The organism is Paenibacillus agri (assembly GCF_013359945.1).
GTDB classification, from domain to species: domain Bacteria; phylum Bacillota; class Bacilli; order Paenibacillales; family Paenibacillaceae; genus Paenibacillus_AQ; species Paenibacillus_AQ agri.
In genome coordinates, this window is sequence record NZ_JABWCS010000184.1 from 22919 (window position 1) to 43483 (window position 20565).

Consider the following 20565-nt stretch of genomic DNA (forward strand, 5'->3'; position numbering starts at 1 on the left):
TCAAAAAGCAATAAAATCATAGAAATTGGTACCTTCTTATCGTAGAAATGATAACAAAATCACAGCAATCGAAAGTTTAAAATGCGTTATAGCTGTGATAGCATTCCATTTGTAAGCGGATTCACGAAATGTAGAGGGGGTTCCACTTTGCTCAAAGAACTGAATAAGCACAAGGTCTTGTATCTGATGACCTTGCCTGCGATGCTACTGCTGCTGGTATTCAGTTATTTTCCGATGGCCGGCATTATTATCGCGTTTAAAGATTTCAATTTAAGTACGGGGATATTTCGCAGCTCCTGGGCACACCCGATCTATGAGAATTTTCAATACTTCTTTACTTCATCCAATTGGGTCCGGGTAACCCGGAATACCATCCTGCTGAATTTATTGTTCATCGCGGTTGGCACCTTCCTTAATGTGGCGCTGGCGATCCTTTTTAATGAGATCCGGTCGGTCTGGTTCAAGCGGGTTTCTCAATCACTAACGCTGCTTCCATACTTCATCTCCTGGATTGTGGTGGGTGTGTTCGCTTACAACATCCTGAGCTATGAGCACGGAATGTTAAGCGAGCTGCTGGTGAGATGGGGCTTTGATAAGATTGACTGGTATTCGCGTCCAATGGCTTGGCCTTTTATAATCGCCATAATTTTTGTATGGAAAAGCATCGGCTATAACAGCATTATCTACCTGGCCACCCTGATGGGAATTGACAATACGCTTTATGAATCGGCCCGGATTGACGGAGCTACCAAGTTCAGGCAGATCATTCATATTACCATTCCGATGCTGCGGCCAACCATTATCGTGCTGACCCTGCTTGGCATCGGCCACATTATGAACTCTGATTTCGGAATGTTCTACTCCCTTGTCGGCGATAACTCTCAGATCTATTCTACAGTGGATGTGATCGACACCTTTGTCTTCCGCAGCTTGAAGGGAGCCGGGGATATGGGAATGGCCGCAGCGGCGAACTTCTATCAGTCGGTACTGGCCTTCGTGCTTGTCTATATCAGCAACCGGCTGGCCCGCAAGTATGAAAGCGACGCAGCGCTCTTTTAAAAAAATGAGGTGCATAATGGAGGTACTTGCATGAAAATCAGCACATCCTTTTCCTGGGGCCAAGCGTTTCTAAATCTGATCGTCACGCTGATCGCCCTGTTCTGTGTCATCCCGTTTATCATTATCCTATCCAGCTCTATGACCCGGGAAATGGATATTCTCACCAGCGGGTATAATCTGTTTCCGAAAAATATTGACTTTGCGGCTTATCAGTATTTGTTCCAGCGGATGAGTGTGATCCTGAATGGCTACAAGGTCACGAGTCTGGTCACGGTGATTGGTACCATCGCCAGTCTGGCGATCACGGCCATGATTGCTTACCCGCTGTCACTGCGCAGGCTGAAATACCGTAATTTTATCTCCGCCTACGTGCTGCTCACAATGCTCTTCAGCGGCGGAATGGTTCCATGGTATATCATCTGCGTCAAATATCTTCATCTTCACAACAATATGGCTGCACTTATTCTGCCTTCGATGGTTAACGGGTTCAATGTGTTCCTGATGCGCAGCTACTTCTCCTCGATCCCGGAGGAAATGCATGAATCCGCCAAAATCGACGGTTCCGGAGAGTTCCGGACGTTGATATCTATCATTTTGCCGCTATCGACACCGGTGTTTGCCTCTGTAGGCTTGTTTATAGCTCTGGGCTACTGGAATGACTGGTGGCTGGGGCTGATGCTAATCGACAAGGTAGAGCTGCAGCCGCTGCAGCTGCTTCTGCGGACCATTATCTCGAATGTGGATTATCTGGCCAATTCCAGCGTGCTGGCCACGACTGCTGACCAGATGATGCCGCGCGAAAGTATCAAGATGGCTGCCACGATGATTACAATCGGTCCGATTATTTTTCTGTATCCGTTCCTCCAGAAGTATTTCGTCAAGGGATTGATGCTGGGGGCGATTAAAGGGTAAGACATTCGCGTGTTTGTCAGGTTGATGAAGGCTTGAACGGCAATGGTGCCGCTGAGCATATTCACAAAATTGTTAATAGGGGGAACGGCAATGGTCAAAGGAAAGAGATCGGCTGCACTGGGATTGACGGTGCTGCTGGCAGGAGGGCTGCTCGCGGGCTGCGGCGGCGGAGACAAAGAGAGTGCAAGCACCCCAAGTAATACAGAAGGTACTAAAACAAGCGAAGGACAAAAGACAGAGCTGAAGCCGGTTACGCTGCGCTTTTATTTCCCGGGAGATAAGCCGCAGGCGACTGATGAGGTGTGGTCGTATGTGTCAGAGCTGACTAAGGACACCTTGAATGCCAAGTTCGAGATCAATTTTGTCAACTGGAATGACTATAAGGATAAAATGAAGCTGTTGCAGGCTTCGGGCGATAATTATGATCTTAATTTTGATGCGAACTGGAATGATTTCTCCAACGCCATGAATCGCGGCTCTTACCTGGATCTAACCGATCTGCTGCCACAATATGCACCGAAGCTGACTGAAACGTACAAAGAACAGAATCTGCTGGACCCGATCAAGGTCAAGGGACGGGTGTATGGGGCGCCTTGGACACTGAAGAAAAGCATTAAGCCTATCGTCTGGTATCGGGGTGATCTGGCGAAAAAAGGCGGCTACATGAAAGACAAGGTAGAAACGGTTGAGGAACTGGATGAGTACCTCCATGCTGCTAAAAAGGCTTCGCCGCAAATTCTCCCTATCTCCTGGCGGCCGGATAACTGGTACAGCGATGTTGCCCAGGTGTTTCTGCAAAAGTATGAATACGAGAACCTGAACTCCATGGGCCTGGTCGTCAAGATTGATGATCCCGAGCATAAGGTCATCCCGTGGGAACAGACTGAAGCCTTCAAGGAACTCGTATTCTATGCTAAGAAGTGGAACGAGGCTGGTCTGATTCCACGCAACCTGCTGGCCACCAAAGGAACGGAAGGTGACTTCTCGGCCGGAACGCTGAGCGCTGCTATTAACCAGATTGACGGAGGAATTCTGGAGAACCCTAACACGTTCAAGCCGTCTGTGGAAGCTGAAGGAGCTGTGAAGACCTGGTCGGAATTCTATCCGGATAAGAAATGGGTGATCGCTTCACCGCTTGATAATATTGTAGCGATCAACAAAAATGCAGCCAACCCGGAACGGGTGCTCATGTTCCTGGAGGAGCTGTCGACGAACCAGAAGGTGTATGATGCTGTGATTTATGGCATTTTGGATAAGACCTACAAGCTGGATGGCGATAACGTGAAGTACATGGATGGGCAAGGTAATGGCCAGCCAACCAACTATCTTGATTGGCCGGGACAGTGGGGCTTCTGGCGTAAGGAGTTCCAGAAGTATGATGAGCAGCATACGCCGAAATACTATGAGACTTATGATGCCTTCATTAATCGTCCGAACCAGATCACGTCGACGGTCAAATACTTCGTGCCTGATCAGACACCGATCAAGACCGAGGCTGCAAAACGGGAGCAGCTGCGCAGTGAGCTGGGCAATCTGCTGATGTGCGGAATCAACATCAAGGATGTGGACAAAGATGTCGCCAATTTTATCGCCAAGGAGAGGGATGCCGGGACCGACAAGATTGTGGCTGAGGTCCAAAAACAGCTGGATGAATTTCTCGCAGCAAACTAAGCTGGATTAACGCTATTGCTTCAAAATCATCATCGCGGGTGGCGATATCATTGCCATTCGCGATCCTTTTCGTCTATACTGAATCCAATAATTGAAAGCGCTTAAAGAGAGAGGCGGGCTGTCGGTGGCAAAGCTCAGGCGGGATTCTTTATTTGTCCGGATGCTGTTATCCTTCATGGCATTGACGATGGTTCTTGTCGTGACGATGACCCTTGTTTTTTCCAACCTCTACTCCAAGACGCTCTTTAATCAGCTATCACGAGAACAAATCAAGGGCCTCGAAACTTTAAGCGGAAATATCGATAATCTCTTCCGGGAGATGGATCAGATCTTTCTGAATTTGGAGATCAATGACAACATCAATTATTTCCTGGCGTTAAGCAGCAGTGATGCCTTGACCAGCAACCAGGCCCGCATCCAGATCCGTAATATCCGCCAAATTAACCCCTACATCCATTCCATTTTTGTTTACAACTCAGCGATTAAAGAATTCATTTGTGAGGGAGAGCTTGGCTTCGATGCCGCAGGCTTTTTAAGGCAGGGGTCGAATTACCGCAAAAGTGTGGGCAACAAGCGGACCATCTATTTAACCCGGCTGGTTCCTGCGGGGAACAAACAAGACTTTTTGACCAATAAGAAAGATTACACCATCAGCATCGAATATACGAACCTTAGCATCAGTGGTGAGCAGCAAACGGTAATTATTAATATAGACGAGAATTTGTTTATTCACGATTACCTGGAAAACTCAGGCAATGAACTGCTGATTGCCGACGCTCAGGGAACGCTGCTCGCACATACGGACCCGGAGAGAATTGGCGGGGACATCAAGGACACATCTGCTTTTGCCACCGTATTGCAACAATCTGCGCCCAAGGGCAACCTCTCCGATAAGGAAGGAGCATCCCGATCGCTTGTCGCTTTTGTACAGAATCAAACCACCGGCTGGTATATTTTGAGCAAGGCACCCTATTCAACGCTGGTCAAGCCAATTCAGGATAAACGCAATGGCTTTCTCGCTGTCTGTTTAAGTGTGCTCCTGATGTGTCTCGCTGCTATTTTTTTGATTTCTAAGAGGCTCTACATCCCGGTGGAGAAGTTGACGGAATTGTTCAAACGCTCCCCGTTCCATGTGGAGGGCGGACATACCGGAGATATATCTTTTATTCAATTGGTGTATACAGAAACACTGCTGCATATGCGTTCACTTGAAAACGAGAATCGGAGCAATCAGCGGATTGTGAAAGAGAGTTATTTGCGCAGCCTGCTGACCGATGGGGGATCTGATGAACGAGAAGAGACTCATACAGGCGATTACAGACTTGTGGTTTGTTTGGACCGGTTCCGTCTGTGTCTGTTCAGGATCGATGCCTATTCACAGTTAGATGGGAAGGAGGCGGCCCTGTTCGAATCGCTGCTGTTCGAGAGTATCAGTCAACGTCTTCAAAATGATTACGCTTATGAGGCTGTAAGGATGCCCAAGGGAGAGATCGCTGTTCTAATTAACGAGAGTGAGGAAGGAACAGAGGACTTCGAGGATCTGCTGGAGTTATTGGAGAGTATTCAGAGGTTCATTGCGTCGCATGGGATCACGGTTAGTGTCGGGCTTAGCGATGTGCGACAGGATTGGGATTGCGCACTAGCTTATGCGCAGGGTCTGGAGATGCTTCAGCAACGGTTTGTGTTAGGCTCTGGCCGGATCATTCATCAGGCAGAGGTTGAAGAGACACTTACTCGCAGTTATGGACTTCCGGCGGAGATGGAGAAGAAGCTGGTCTCTTGTATTTCTATGAACGACAGAGCTGGATTCCAGGAGAGTTTGGGTGGTGCAGCCTATGTGCTAAAAGGGTTCGTGTACTCTGATGCGATTCAGGCGCTTTTCCATCTCTTTCTGGTCTGCATCACCCAGATGAACCAGACCATTAACGACGAGAACAAACGTCTCGGTGTGCTGTATGGGGAACTGAATCTGATCTTTACCGAGATGGAAACGCTGGAGCAGGCCATGGAATGGCTGCTTAGACAATTCGACCATTACAGCAGCAGCTTGGACAGTATCAAGCAGTTGAAGGAGAACAAGTTCTACCGCAAGGTCGAAGAGATTATGCAGTACATCCAGCAGAACTATAACGACAATAATTTGAGTGTTGAGGTTCTGGCCGAGCGGGCTGGCTATACGCCAAATTATTTATCTAAGATTTTCAAAGAAGTCACAGGAATCAATTCCAGCGAGTACATCCGCAAGGTGCGAATAGATAAGGCCAAGGAATTGCTGCGCAGCGATGAGTACCGGGTGAGTGATGTGGCCGAACTGTGCGGATACACCAACAGCAGCCACTTTTATTCTGCCTTCAAGAAGCAAGTGGGCCTGACGCCTTCGGCCTATCGAGAGCTGTCGCTGCAGGACAATTCGCCTGCTACGGGTTAGGCCATGCGTGATTTTGGTAAAGTTAGGGCTTTTGGATGCAATCTCTCCTCTCCTTTACCGGTCTTCTTAACAGCGGAAATGGTCCACCTCCCCAACTAACAGCATTTTTTCACCTTATATTTATAAAATATAGGTAAAAAAGGTGATTAAGAGCATTATTGTATCTTATTTTTGAAAAAATGCGCTGAAAGGGCAATTATGGAATATTTAAGGTACATTATTGCACTTATTTTCCAATACTCCTGAGCTGCAGAATAATTAGTGTACAAAAATGCCGTTAATTACACATGGGGAATCATGACGAGTCCAACATCACCGCAATGACGAACTTAGCGCATGTGAAAATCCGAAGTTCAGTCTATATACTTGAAAAAATAGAGCAATACGAGAGGAGAATGATTCACATGAGTTCAGCTTCACAGGTGACAGGAAATGACGATCTGAGGTTATGGTTTACCACCCCGGGCGACCGGTGGGAGAACGCCATTCCTGTAGGTAATGGCCGGCTTGGCGCGATGATATATGGTGATCCGGTGGAAGAAAGGATCGCGCTGAATGAAGACAGCCTGTGGTACGGTGGCCCGCGGAATCGCAACAATCCGGATGCCAAGGCAAATCTGGCGGAGGTCCGGGGGCTGCTGCTGCGGGGCGAAGTAGAAAAAGCGCAGGAACTGGCTGTTCTGTCTCTGTCGGGTGTTCCGGAAAGCCAGCGTCATTATGTTCCACTTGGAGAACTGGCGCTGGTGTTTGAGCATGGCAGAGAAATTGCGAATTATTCACGTCAATTGAATCTGGCTGATGGAATTGCCAGCGTCCGTTATGAAGTGGATGGCGTAGGTTATGAACGGGAGATATTCGTCAGTCATCCCGATCAGGTGATGGTTGTGCGCATCACGGCCAATGTTCCAGGAGCCGTGAGCTTCAAAGCCCGCCTGAAGCGGGGGAGCAACAATCGTTACTATGACGAGCTTGTCCAAGCCGATGGTCATACGCTGGTTATGCGGGGAAATGAGGGCGGCGCAGGTGGTGTGGATTTTCGCACCGTTGTGCGTGTGAAAGCTGAGGGTGGCGGGAAGGCAGCCATTATTGGAGAGCACGTTGTAGTGGAGCAGGCTGACACTGTGACTCTGTACCTGACAGCGGCAACCTCCTATCGCTATTCCCAGCCGGAGCTGCAAGCTTTGAAGGCTGCGGATCAAGCGGGGGGAATGGAATATGTCGATCTGAAGGAGCGGCATACCCTGGATATGGAAGCTGTGATGGGGCGGGTGTCAATCCGGCTTGGCGCAGAGGTCGAAGGAGACCAATTGCAAGGGGATAATCTGCCAACGGATATCCGTCTGGAGCGTATCCGCAGCGGTGCAGAGGACTTGGGCTTGATCGCACTCTATTATCAATTCGGACGCTACCTTCTTGCAGCTTCCAGCAGACCCGGCTCCTTGCCGGCTACGCTGCAGGGGATCTGGAATGATCAGTTTCTGCCTCCCTGGGACAGCAAATATACGATTAATATCAACACCCAGATGAATTACTGGATTGCAGAATCAGGCAATTTGGCTGATTGCCATGAACCTCTATTCGAGATGATTGAGCGCATGCGGAAGCCGGGCAGAATAACGGCCCAGGAGATGTATGGTTGTAAAGGTTTCGTAGCTCATCACAATACGGATTTGTGGGGTGATACGGCGCCGCAGGATCACTATATTCCCGCTACCTATTGGACAATGGGTGCGGCCTGGCTGTGCCTGCATTTGTGGGAGCATTACCAATACGGCAGAGATGCTGCTTTTCTGGGACGCGTATATCCCATACTTAAAGAGGCGGCGGAGTTCTTCGAAGACTATTTGACGGAGCTGCCGGACGGACGTATGGTTACCGTGCCTTCAGTCTCTCCAGAGAATACATATCTGCTGCCCGATGGTACTGCGGGGATCCTCTGCGCAGGTCCATCGATGGACAGCCAGATTCTGCATGAGCTGTTCAGCGCCTGCATTGAGGCAGCGGATCTTCTGGAGGTGGATGCTGCTTTCGCTAAGCGGCTGCATACGTTGCGTGAACGACTGCCGCAGCCGGAGATCGGCAAGCATGGACAACTGCAGGAGTGGCTGGAGGATTATGAAGAGGCTGAACCGGGCCATCGGCATATTTCACATCTGTTCGCGCTGCATCCTGGTACCCGCTTCTCCGCCAGGGAAACGCCGGAATGGATGAAAGCGGCGCGGGTGACGCTGGAGCGGCGGCTGGCGCACGGCGGAGGCCACACCGGTTGGAGCCGGGCCTGGATCATTAATCTCTGGGCCAGACTTGCGGATGGAGAGAAGGCGTGGGAGAATGTCCAGGCGCTGCTGGCTCATTCCACGCTGCCAAACCTCCTTGATAATCATCCGCCCTTCCAAATTGACGGGAATTTTGGCGGAGCTGCCGGGATTTCCGAGATGCTTCTGCAAAGCCATGCCGGAGAACTGTATCTGCTTCCGGCACTTCCGCAGGCATGGGCCGAAGGCGAGGTACGGGGACTGCGGGCCAGGGGCGGTTATGCAGTGGATATAATCTGGAGTCAGGGACAACTGAACCAGGCTATCATTCATGCCCACAGCTGCGGGGAATGTGTGCTACGTGTACCTGGTGATGGCGATGTGGAAATCACCTGCAATGGACAGCAGGCAGCCGTTACGCGGGACGAAAATGGCTCCGTGAGCTGGGCTGTAACGGCAGACGCAAGCTACGTGGTTCTTCCAAGACATTAATATTTGTAGAAAATCAATGCTTCAAAATGCCTTCAAAGCTCACTAAAACAGGCTGCCCTGATCAAACGTTCACTACGTTTGACCGGGGCAGCCTTTGATCTGCACATTTATACGGTTAAGATTGTGATTTCCATACCGGAAGCTGGATATAAGCGTTGTGATTTCCACCCCAGCAAATCGTTTGCTCGGCAGTCACCGTCTCCTGTATCGTAGACCAGTTGCCGGCCTGGTTAGGATGCACATGGTAAGCCGGGAAGTTGGAAGAGGAAATATCGACCCTGATCCGTGAGCCTGGTCTCAGTGCCCAGGTGATCGGCCATAACTGGAACGTTATTTCTTCGAGTGAGCCGGGAGAATAAGGCAGTGCCTCCGGCGAACTGTTCCGGTACGCCAGTGAAGTTATTCCGTCAGCGATATTGTAGGCTCTGCCGTCCGGCAGAACCTCACTCACTTTGACCGTGAACGAAGTATCTTCAGCGGTTGACTTGACCTGCAGCACAGCTTCGATGGAGCCCGCGAGGTAAAGTTCCTCCTCCAGCGGTGCAGAGAGAAAGCTCAGGACATCCTGGCGATAGCCCGGTTCCGGCTGCAGTGCACAAGCAGTGCGGGGCTGGCCGGGCCCAGCTTCAAAGGTGGATAAGAGACCGCTTCCACCTACAGTAATCACTGGATCAAGCGGATCATAAGTGTATGTTAACTGATGCTCATCCGCTTCGGGCGTTTCGCCAAGGGTGTTGTATTGCCCTAAATAACAGTTTCGCTTCTGCACCAGCGGCGGCCAGGACGTCCAATATTTCCAGTCATCCGCGCCGATTACATAGGTCTTGACTGTGCCAAGCTCCTCTTCATACGCTGCCTGCTTGAGCATATAATCAAACCATCCCAATACCTCGCGGAAGCCGCCATTGCCACCATTAACGGTTCCACCCGGAAAATCACGGTCGCCATGCGGCGCCAGCGAGTGCACCCAAGGCCCGACGATAAAGCGGCTGCGCGCCCGGATCTCCGGCGGAATCTGTTCGTAGGTCAGCATCATGCTGTCCAGAGCAATATCAAACCATCCTCCGACCATGCAGACCGGAACGGTAAGACGGGAGGGAATATGCTGGAACTCCCGCCAGAAGCCCTCCTGCCATAGCTTCTCTCCGGCTCCAGGGTTCAACAGGAAATCGCGGTACCAATCCAACTGTTTACCAAGCAGGGTCATATCCATCTCCAGGGGAGGGCGAAACTGGCGCGCCTGCTCTTCCAATTCCCGGGGACTGCGGCCTCCAAGATCGGCGCCAGCGTTGGTAACCGTCCAACTGGTATAGATATCCGGACGGAACATCCCGTCCATATAGATGAAGCGTTGCTGTTCGGTACCGATCACGGAAATATATAGCGTCTTGACCTCGGGCGGCAGACTGTCTGCGAGCACCCAATGGTTAAATCCGAGATAAGATCCGCCGTATAAGCCTATATTCCCGTTACACCAATGCTGGGCGATGATCCAATCCAGCGTATCGAGACCGTCCTGCTTCTCATGCACAAACGGCACCCAGCGCCCTTCGGAAGAGCCGCGTCCTCTACACTCCTGGATGATGACATTGTATCCATAAGCAGATAGTAGCACGACTTCGGGGTCTGGCCGGAATTCTCTGCCTATGTAAGGATTGCGGACCACTATCACTGGCGCAGGCTGTTCGCCCTTACTTAACCATACGTGGGTCATTAACTGCACTCCGTCACTCATCGCCACCCGTACGTCCTGACGTTCTCCCACCTCATGATGCGGGGCAGGGAATTCAGGATCTTGATTCTCTGACATGTTAGATGCCTCCCGATAAAAGATGGTGATCTGTTGTTTTCAAACAGGAATGCTATATTTGAATTCTATCATGCAAGCCATAGAGGTGTGCAGTTACTTCCGATGGCCTGACCTTTTGAGCCGTACAGAAGACGTAGCTGGTAAATCACTGTGTTATATTAAAAGGTTTGTCTTTTTAATGTAAAAATGAATAGATTTTGGTATTGTTGTATGGTTCATAATTCTAAGATTGTGGGTGGTAATATTAAATCTGTACGTCTATCTATTATCATTGGATGCTTAATGATTGTTTTATCGGCATGCAGTTCACAAAGTCCGAATAGTGGTGACGTGAAGTTAGGTGATGATGCATATCAAGAATGGGTACAACAAATTAAAACTAAACTTGCAGATAGACCCTATTTTCTTCCATCATACGATCCTAATGTTGGGCCGCTTGAATTGGTGTATGACATAAATCCTGCAAGCTATTCATTGGAGCTGTACCGGTCAGACACTTATAGTATTCAAAAAGAGCTTTCGGGGCCCCGTACTGTGCATGATCTTTATTATTCTTATTCCAGAAGTGACGGAAAACACCATCTTAATGATTCTGAAATTTCATCTCGTTTTAATAACCTTTTGGAATTTCAAAAAGGGAATAATGATATAAAGATATATGAACTAAATGGATATCATACTAACAATGAGAGGCAGGAGGCAATTATAGATTTCCTGCAAAAAAAAGGTATTAAGTCAGCTAGAGTTCTAGTAGTTGACCTAGAAAGAGACACAAATGTGGAATTTCATTTGATCGTCGATGATGATGTTGTTGTAATATCCTTTACGTTTCATGAGCTTGCTGAATTGGACAAATATCTAGCTGAACTGACATCACAATAACCGAGTCGGGAGAGGGCTCACTGCTTTCCTCTTTTTTCTCTAAAAAAAGAGGAAAGCACGAGCATAACCAATCCAATGATGATTAGCGTAATACCTGCTGGTTTATAAGGATAGAAATTTTCAATAATAAAACAACTAAAACCTCCAGCAAACAAAAAAATTCCAGCAACGGAAAGTCTTTTTCTTAGTCTCGGTTTGTTCATAAAGGTCGTCCTTTCGTTATTTATTACGATTACTATAATAATAAAATACAGTTTTGAGAATTATTAAAAGCTTTTTTTGTGTAAAATTTAATGTAGATATATATGAAAGCGGGAGGATTACAATCAAAAGGCATGCGTTGCTATTAGCGTCGTCGGTATTACTGTTTAATGTGCTCGTAGCTTGTAATAGTCAGCAACAGCAAAATCCGGGAGCAACTACTAACCATTCATCTACTCAGGAACAAAACTCTTCAGGTAATCTATCAAGTGTATTTCCAAGCTCAATTCTCGCGGATTCTCTTTCTATTGATTCTGTCAATGAATATTCCACGATCCGGGCAGAGCTGCTAACCGATAAGGGAACATTACTTATGATCTCTAACGGGAGAGAAGAGCGGGGACATTTGATCGTATCCAGTACACTGGGGCAAGAAGGGGACCAAACGTTCCAGAGTAATTATTCCATCGTCTATCGAGAAGGAGAGCAGGATACAGTTTTATTGGAACTGCCTGCTTATTTGTTTGTCCAACCCTCTGACAACACATTATCTTTTGAAAAGACGTCCTTTAAAGAAGCCGAAGTCTATGTTCTCACCCCTCAATATCAGACGGGCCACGGGTTGGAAGGGTATGCATTTGCGGTCAGCAAGCATAGTGGAGAAGCATTTCCTTTGGAGATTATTCATAGCGGTCATGTATCTAAAACACTTCTCTATTCTGAACTAGAATCGTTCCCAACAGTCGAAAATAATCGATTAATCGTACATCCGCCTATTGGGGCAGGTACGCCTGACGAAGATGCCAAGGCTATACATTACAGATTAGATTTGAGCAATAAGCAGTTAGTCGCTGAATAATTGAATTTCTCTTCTAATTGTTCTATAACTAAATCTATTAATAAAATTATTAGTCTGGAGGAGAAATGAAGTGAAATTCGTCTTTGACCTGGATGGTACCATTTGCTTCAAAGGCCAACCGGTATCTGAAACTATTCTGGCTTGTCTGGAAGAATTGACACATGAAGGGCATGAAGTGATATTTGCCTCAGCCCGTCCGATTCGTGATATGCTGCCTGTTCTGCATGAACGTTTTCATTCCTTTGCGCTCGTTGGCGGCAACGGGTCGTTAGTGTCCAAGGAAGGTAAGGTTCAGCATGCCGATGCTTTCACACAAGAGGATGTGCAGGAGATTCTTAGGTTGATTGAAGAACATCAGGCCACATATCTGATCGACAGTGATTGGGATTATGCTTACACCGGCCCGCACGATCATCCCATTCTGAATAATGTCGACCCCGCTAGGCTAGCCAAGCGCCTTCCTGTAGGATCACTGAAATCCATCGTCAAGATTCTGATTCTGACTGCTGACGATATGGAAGGGCTGGCGGAATCGCTGAAAGATCTTGGTGTGGTCATTCACAGGCACCGCAATGAAAATGTCATAGATATCAGCCCGCAGAACATCCATAAATGGAATGCGTTACAACGGCTTGGAGTACAGAAGGAGGAATTTATTACTTTCGGCAATGATGCCAATGACATTTCCATGTTCCAGCAGGCCCGGCATGCCGTTATGATTGGACATCATGAGGAGCTTGCTCCCTATGCTTCGGAATCCATTTCATTGGAGGGCGACTGTGAGGGCGCTATTGTTAATAAGCTGAAGGATTTATCGGCGTCATCAGTCCATTCTTGATCAGAGGGTACATAAATTTTAGAGATGAAATACAGCGTATCGCGTATACTAATGGAACGGCAGAAGTCTCTCACGACAATGCCGTTTTATTTTTTATTAGGCTATGTTAGATTGAATTGTTAATAACCGACATTCACAGCAGATCTGAGATTGAAAGGATGGGTCCGATGAAGAAGATATTTCTCTCACTTTTAGTCCTATTAATTATGTGTTCATGCAGTAATCAGTTTAATAAAGAAACCTGGTTAAAGAAACCAGAGAACAGAAATAGCATGGTGTATAGTCTGATAAATGAGCACGAACTACAAGGGAAAACGGAACCCGAGATTATCGACTTACTTGGAGAGCCCGAACAAAGATTGGATGAACCATCCCTCCAGTATGTTTATTATTTGGGGAGAGCAGGATTAGGCGTAGATGATCGTTTGTTACGACTTCACTTTAATGTGAACGGTGAGCTTGAGAGTCACCTGGTAACGAATGATTAGAACTTTTTTTGAAAGAGATTATCTGTGCAATTTAATATCCACCCATAAAAGTTCAGGATTACCCCCGTGCATTCCAAACCGCTGTCAGGTAGTATGAAACTAAAGCATAATGTTGCCACAGGAAACAGAGGTATAAAAATGCGAATCGGGAAGGTGAACAGATGCTTAGCGTACTTATAGTGGATGATGAATATGAGATTCGTGAAGGTTTGCGTAACCGCTTTCTTTGGGAGGACTACAATATTACGGAGATTCTGGTGGCAGAGGACGGGGATATTGCCCTGCATACGGCGCTTGAAGCCAGACCGGATCTGATCATTACGGATATCAAAATGAACCGCATGTCGGGCCTGGAGTTCCTGAGCGCTCTGTCCCCTGTGGAGGATTATAAACCGGAGAAGATTATTGTCAGCGGATATGATGATTTTGAACTGGTAAAACAAGCTATGCAGACAGGTGTATGCGATTATATCTTGAAGCCGATCAACCTGGATGAACTGGGAAAAATGGTGGATAAATCAGTGGAGACGATCAACCGCAGAAGGATGGATCAACGCAACCGCCAGATGCTACGGAACCAGGCCGTCTTTGCCATTCCCAAAATGCGGGAGGAACTGCTGAAGGAAATGATCGAGCATGTCTACGATCCCAATCTTGAGATGCGCAGATGTCACCGCCTGCAGACGCTGGAGCTCGAATGGATGCTCAGTGAGCCCATGTTCTTGATAGTCATCGAGGCCGATAATCTCAAGGCGATTGAGAACCGGAATCCGCATGAGAAGGAACTGATCCTGTTCGGCATCGGAAATGTCGTTCATCAGACGCTGGAGGAGGAATATCCGCATCCGTCCGCTCTTTATAAGGATAACCACAACCGCTGGATCGTTGTGCTCGGCAGCTCACAGCTTGAGCAGACGGAATTTGCCCAGGGAATGGCACAGCTGTTGATCCAGAGAATCAATGAATTTGTCAAAATCACGGCCAGTGCGGGGATGTTGACCAAGCCGGGGAACACCCGGAATCTTTATCACATGTACACTGAGGCATTAAGTGTAATGGAGCAGAAGGCGGTATATGGCGGCAATCGGCTGTTTACAGAGCAGGGGCTGTTTTATGATGGTGAAAATGAGGATCTGTCGCTTCAGGAGCCAGAAGAAATGCTTGATTTAGTCCGCTACGGAACGGATGCCGATATTTCAAGAGCAATGGACAGCTTCATCGAGATGGTCCATTCCTGGCAGCTTACCCAGCTGAGGGATATTCAGCAGAAGATTTTTGAGTGGCTGTTCGAAGTGTTCCGCAGAGGGGCGGAGGGGACGGTTCTTAAGAACTGGAGGAGTAATCCGATTGCGGTCTGGGAGCTGCTGGAGCAGTACGATACACTGCAAGCCCTGCGTGTGCAGACTGAAGCGTTCTTGCATGAGATTGCTGCTGATTTCCGCAAGCTCTCGGAGACGCCAAGCCAGATCGTCAGCGAGGCGGAGAAAATATTGCACCGTGACTATGCTGAAAGCCTCACCCTTCAGAGCGTGGCTTCTGCTGTTCATGTAACACCGGTGTGGCTTAGCAAGCTTTTTAAGAAGGAACTGCATAAGACTTTTCTCGAATATCTGACAGAGATTCGTGTCAAAAAAGCAAAGGAAATGCTGTACGATGTGAAATTTAAAATCTATCAGATTTCCTACCAGGTGGGATATAAAGACCCGGTGCATTTCTCGAAGCTGTTCAAGAAGCAGGTAGGCTGCACACCGAAGGAGTTTAGAAGACAGCTGGGGATGGCTGAGGAATGATTTCGAGGCTGTCGATTGGAGAAATCGGCAGCCTCGAAGTTGATGCAAACTAATTCAGTGGTAGACCATATGAATAATTTAGGTAGGGAGAAGAAGGTTATCGGGACGAGATTCCGACAGTCACGATACCTGCTTTGCTCACTGGGAGCGATTCTTCCAGAACGTCCGAGGTGTGCTGTTCCATGATATTGCTGGCATAGAGCACGGTATCCCCGCTAGTTTGGATGCTCAGTTCGGACGGTGCATCCGCAAGGTTGTACCAGCGGGCCATCAGGTCACCGCTGCCTTCGCTGAGCTTCAGGTTGGAGAAGGCAAGCCCTTTTCCTTCCCAAGTGAGGAAGTTGTGTACGGGCGGCAGTTCGCCTTCATGAATATCCGTTTGGGCTGTGATGAGCGGAACGGCGAAACGATAGGCTTCACGATAAGCATCGAAGCGAGTGTCCCCGCCACGGTGCGGAATAATGCTCCACTCTGCTTCATTTGCTCCAAGGCACTGGGCATCAGGGGTATGGAAGACGCCCCAGTCGCCCAGCTCTCCGACACTGCGAAGCAGTGTAACGGCAATCGTGCCTTCGGCATCACGCAGAACTTCGTATTCGTTCAAGCCCTTACCGGCGGCAGTCAAGCCTCTGCCGTCTCCATGCACATCGACGAACGATTGCATATGCTGACAGTTGCTCGGGTTCTCCCACTCTGGTGCGGGTACGGTCTGGCGTTCAGCTACTTCAAAGACAGAGTCGGCATAATGCACAGCCGACTGGACGCCGGATGGCAACAGGACCCGCAGGCGGTGATCCTTCGATTGATTGTCGATAGTGGTATGCACCTGCAGAGCATGACTGCTACGCTCCAGGCTGATGCGGGTGACGATATGAAGCGGGACAAGCTGCTGTGATCGGATCGCTTGGCGCTGCCTGAACTCTACCATCGTCTCTACTTCCTGTTGCAGTAACTCATTAGCCGAAGCCGGAATCTCCAGCGTGTGGCGGATTTCAAAAGTAGCACGGTAAGGCGTATCTTCGGTCAACGTAATCTCGGCCTGTACACCACGGCTTGTGATGGCTGTATCGCCTATAGGTTGTTTGAAAATATATTCGTTCCCGATGTCGCCGACATCCTCATAAATGCCAAGGCCGCTGTACAGCTGGCCACTGATTTTATCAAGAAGCGAGAAGCTGCCGTCTTGTTCCAGGCTGACCCGGAGATGCTCGTTCTCCATAGTCAAGTCACCGGTGACCAGATAGACATCCTGCGGCTCCTGTTCCACTTGGGCATCCTTGCTTGGAATCCACGCGTAGGAGGCCAGACCCAATGCAGGAAGATTCGTCGCCTCAAAGGTCAGGCGCAGAGCCCGGGCCATGTAAGGCTGTCTGAACTTGTCGCCGGGCAGCTCGTAGCCGAAGCGTACGCCCAGATCTACGGCGGTGACATCAATTCTTAGACCTGCCGCATCAACCAGATAACCTTCGCCATGCGTACGGCCGGCGACCTCGTTGAAGACAGCTACAGGATCTTCACTTTGGTTGAAGAAACGACGGGACCATTCCACTTCAACGGTCACTGCACCGCTGGTCGCGTAGCCGCTTGTATTATAGACCACGAACGGGACGGCCTGGTCTCCGTATGATGCGAATACAGATGAATCCACCTTGGAACTGATGAATTTGGCACTCTCGGTGGCGAGGGATGAGCCGACTTCCATGCTCTTCGCGAACCGGGTCTTCATCTCATGATACACTTCGTCCACGCTGCAGCCGCAAATGCTGTCATGCGGATGGTTCTGCATCAGGGTCTTCCAGGCATATTGCAGCAGACCATGCGGATAGGCTTTGCCCAGCCCATGTGCCAGGGCAGCCAGCGGCTCTGCCGTTTTTTCCAGAAGCGTCTGATTCTGTTGATTGAGCTGCTTGATATATACGCGCGCTGATGCTGTATTCACTAGCGAATACCAGCCGTCAGTATGCTGCCCGCGCAGCTCGCCGGTAGTGAGGGTCAGATCTTCCGGAAGCTCTTCTTTCAGGGCCTTCACGTAATCATCAAAATTCGAATGGATGAATTCGCAGTCGGGATAGAGTTCGCGCGCAACACGTAGGGCTTCGGACAGGTCGGTCTGGATGGGTTGGTGATCACAGCCATTCATCAGCAGCAGATGCCGGGTGGAGGCATACTGCCGGGCACGCTCCAGACGAATATCCCAGTAAGCCTTGGCCGCCTCGGGGTCAACAGGAATTTCCATACCGTTGTTGTACCAGTTGGCGAACAGGATACCGAGAACACTGGAGCCGTCGGGAGATTGCCAGATCAGCTCAGAGTATGGAGATTCCAGGCCGGAAGCATCTTCTACACGGTTGTTAAAGCCAGTGGCTTTCACACCTCTCCCGAACACGGATGTGCTGATACCGGCCTGCTGCAGGATTTGCGCAGCCTGGCCCATGTTGCCGAAGGAATCCGGGAAATAGCCGAGCTTCGAGATCGGACCGAACGTGCTGGCGTCACGGTGGCCGATTTGCAGATTACGGACATTGGCTTCGCCGCTCGTCAGGAATTCATCCTGAAGGATATACCATGGACCGAGGGACAGCTTGCCTTCATCGCACAGGCGCTGGATAATTTCGCGCTTCTCGGGATAGACCTGCAAATAATCCTCTACCACGATGGTTTGTCCATCAAGGTAGAAACTCTTGAATTCAGGATCAGACTCGAACGTTTCAATCAGGGTATCTATCGTTTCGATGAGTTTGACGTGATGGGCTTCATAGGGCATATACCATTCCCTGTCCCAGTGAGTGTGGGAGATGACATGTACAACCGTTTTGCTGGGTGCTGTCAATGCGATTCCTCTTTTCCATAAGATGATGGACGCTACAGCATAATTATATTAAATGTATCCGTTGTCACAATGAGTGGATCGCAAACTATTGCGGGGATTGTTATCGACATGCAAGGAAGGGAGGGCTGAAGCAGTGAATCGTTTTTCTCTGCGGCTGGGAGCATCGTTTCGGAACCGGATTATTCTGGTGTTCTTTTTGATCATTATTATGCCGTTCCTTATCTTTGCTTACTATGCACATATCAAGTCCATTGAGGGTATCACCAACACCAACACTAAGATTTCACTGAGCTATCTCCAGCAGGCCCGCAAAAATTTTGAGATCTATCTCAATAAGCTCAATGATCAGGTCAATACGCTTATCGGCAATAAACGTCTGCAGGATCTGTTAGTTGACCCGCCAGCCAATACCGCTGAAGAAGAGGCCTTCACAGTAAACCTGCTGACACTGCTCTATCAGGCGACCCCGCAGATCGACGCCTTCCGGGTCAGAGTCTATCCGATGAATCCAGCCCTGTACCCTTCTTATATGAATACACTGGGAGAATCGGCTGATCTTGTATCTGAGGAGGACTGGTTCCAGAAACCTCAGGAGAGTGTGGGGCCGATCTGGAAGCAGTTCTTGCCGGAGCAGGGCAAGTATGGACGGCCCTTGCTTGCCTATATCAAACGTTTCTCAGGCCTTTATGACCGGAAGCCCCGTGGTGTGGTTGTCACAGAAGTCTCGGAGGATCATCTGAAGCGTTATTTTTCGCCGACGGAGCAATTGAAGAATCAAAAGCTGCTTCTTATGAACAAGGACGGCACCATTTATTACGATTCATCTGCCAATGAGTGGGCAGGGACAGCTTTTCCTTCGGCATCTTTCACAGAACATCTACAACAAAGTCCGGAAGGCTCACAGACCATCAAGATCGACGGCAACACCTATCTTGCAACCTATGTCGGACTGAGTAGCGAGCCCTGGGCGATCGTCAGCCTGACACTGCTCAAGGAGTTAACCGGGACGAATGATGAGATTAACCGGCTGTTGATTATTTTTCTGATCATCTATTTAATCTGCTGCATTGCCGTTGTCTTCTATATTACGGTGTATTTTACCCAGCCCATTGCGCGTCTGGTGCGGTTGATGCGAAGAATGGAGGACGGAAACTTTCATAATATTGTACTGAAATCGCCCCGGAAGGACGAGGTTGGCTGGCTGTACCGCGGGGTTGGCAGTCTGGTTCAGCGGATTGATGTGCTGATTCAGGATGCCTGGCGTTCAGAGCGGAAGAAGAAAGCCTTGGAATTTCAGGTGCTAAGCCACCAGATCAACCCGCATTTCCTCTATAATACGCTGGAATCTATTCGCTGGAAGGCGGAGAACCATGGACGCAGCGATATTAGTGAAATGGTATCTGCACTCGGTAATCTGCTCCGGCTGAGTCTGAATCAGGGCAAGGAGATTACGACGCTGCGGCGTGAAATCGAGCAGGTCAAGGCCTACGTGCTGATTGAACAGGCCCGAATGGGCAGTGCAATTCGCATTCTGTATTCTATTGATGAAGAACTGCTCGACTCGCCATTCCTGCGGCTGCTGCTGCAGCCTCTGGTGGAGAATGCGATTCAGCACAGCGTACGGAGTGATTTTGAGAAAGGCAAGATCATTGTGTCCGCGCGCAGCGAAGGGCAGGATATGATCATTGAGATTACCGATAACGGTAAAGGCATTCCGCAGCAAATCATAGAGGAACTGGAGCATGAAGTACCTGCCGAGGAAATGTATACAGCCACACGCCGGGGGGTAGGACTCCGCAATGTAAATGATCGTCTGAAGCTATACTTCGGGTCTGACTACAAGCTGCAGATTGAGACCGGCCCACAAGGCGGTACCCGCATAGTGCTGCGCCATCCCAAGAAGATAGAGGTGGAATTACCTAGACCGGACGACAGCCGATAGACTCTTAGAATTGTAAAAGCAAGCATAGTAGCGGGTCTCCTCATCAGGGAGAGCCGCTACTTCCTGTTTGGGGGATCATGACCTGTAATAGGGTCATCAGGACAAAAG

The 20565-nt window shown here is 49.1% G+C and carries 13 protein-coding genes; 10 read left to right on the forward strand and 3 right to left on the reverse strand.

Annotated elements, in window-relative coordinates; translation table 11 throughout:
- Positions 1–147 precede the first annotated feature (147 nt).
- The 5 genes from HPT30_RS03120 to HPT30_RS03140 all read left to right on the forward strand — a co-directional run bounded on the left by HPT30_RS03120 (position 148) and on the right by HPT30_RS03140 (position 8817).
- On the forward strand, positions 148–1059 hold the full coding sequence (locus HPT30_RS03120) for an ABC transporter permease (RefSeq protein ID WP_246316905.1): 912 nt from the start codon (positions 148–150) through the stop codon (positions 1057–1059).
- Positions 1060–1089: 30 nt separating this feature from the next.
- Entirely contained in the window at positions 1090–1971 is an 882-nt protein-coding gene (locus HPT30_RS03125; RefSeq protein ID WP_175370037.1) for a carbohydrate ABC transporter permease, read from the forward strand.
- 90 nt (positions 1972–2061) lie between these two features.
- Positions 2062–3642 (forward strand): DUF3502 domain-containing protein, encoded by a 1581-nt coding sequence (locus tag HPT30_RS03130; protein WP_175370038.1) that lies wholly within the window; start codon positions 2062–2064, stop codon positions 3640–3642.
- 124 nt (positions 3643–3766) lie between these two features.
- Positions 3767–6070 (forward strand): AraC family transcriptional regulator, encoded by a 2304-nt coding sequence (locus HPT30_RS30670; protein ID WP_175370039.1) that lies wholly within the window; start codon positions 3767–3769, stop codon positions 6068–6070.
- 404 nt (positions 6071–6474) lie between these two features.
- Positions 6475–8817, forward strand: a complete 2343-nt coding sequence (locus tag HPT30_RS03140) for a glycoside hydrolase family 95 protein (RefSeq protein WP_175370040.1) — start codon at positions 6475–6477, stop codon at positions 8815–8817.
- Positions 8818–8932: 115 nt separating this feature from the next.
- Here the strand turns inward: HPT30_RS03140 and HPT30_RS03145 are convergent, their stop codons facing one another.
- On the reverse strand, positions 8933–10627 hold the full coding sequence (locus HPT30_RS03145; protein ID WP_175370041.1) for a CocE/NonD family hydrolase: 1695 nt from the start codon (positions 10625–10627) through the stop codon (positions 8933–8935).
- Positions 10628–10837: 210 nt separating this feature from the next.
- On the opposite strand from HPT30_RS03145, the gene HPT30_RS03150 reads away from it, so the two are divergent.
- The gene (locus HPT30_RS03150; protein WP_175370042.1) at positions 10838–11509 is read left to right on the forward strand and encodes a hypothetical protein; all 672 of its coding nucleotides are present in this window, start codon (positions 10838–10840) and stop codon (positions 11507–11509) included.
- A 17-nt stretch (positions 11510–11526) separates the two neighbouring features.
- Here the strand turns inward: HPT30_RS03150 and HPT30_RS03155 are convergent, their stop codons facing one another.
- Positions 11527–11712, reverse strand: a complete 186-nt coding sequence (locus HPT30_RS03155; protein WP_175370043.1) for a hypothetical protein — start codon at positions 11710–11712, stop codon at positions 11527–11529.
- Positions 11713–11765: 53 nt separating this feature from the next.
- Here HPT30_RS03155 and HPT30_RS03160 point away from each other — a divergent pair, with 53 nt between their 5' ends.
- The 3 genes from HPT30_RS03160 (at position 11766) to HPT30_RS03170 (ending at position 15685) form a co-directional block, all read left to right on the forward strand.
- Positions 11766–12569 (forward strand): hypothetical protein, encoded by an 804-nt coding sequence (locus tag HPT30_RS03160; protein ID WP_175370044.1) that lies wholly within the window; start codon positions 11766–11768, stop codon positions 12567–12569.
- Between the two features lie 70 nt (positions 12570–12639).
- Positions 12640–13407: an HAD-IIB family hydrolase gene (locus HPT30_RS03165; RefSeq protein WP_175370045.1), complete on the forward strand. Its 768-nt coding sequence runs from the start codon at positions 12640–12642 to the stop codon at positions 13405–13407.
- A gap of 649 nt (positions 13408–14056) precedes the next feature.
- Positions 14057–15685, forward strand: coding sequence for a response regulator (locus HPT30_RS03170; protein WP_175370046.1), 1629 nt, complete (start codon positions 14057–14059; stop codon positions 15683–15685).
- 97 nt (positions 15686–15782) lie between these two features.
- Here HPT30_RS03170 and HPT30_RS03175 read toward each other — a convergent pair whose 3' ends face one another.
- Positions 15783–18515: an alpha-mannosidase gene (locus HPT30_RS03175; RefSeq protein WP_281364452.1), complete on the reverse strand. Its 2733-nt coding sequence runs from the start codon at positions 18513–18515 to the stop codon at positions 15783–15785.
- A 133-nt stretch (positions 18516–18648) separates the two neighbouring features.
- Between HPT30_RS03175 and HPT30_RS03180 the strand changes: the two genes are divergently transcribed.
- Positions 18649–20457, forward strand: coding sequence for a cache domain-containing sensor histidine kinase (locus HPT30_RS03180; protein ID WP_312876285.1), 1809 nt, complete (start codon positions 18649–18651; stop codon positions 20455–20457).
- The last annotated feature ends 108 nt before the right edge of the window (positions 20458–20565 follow it).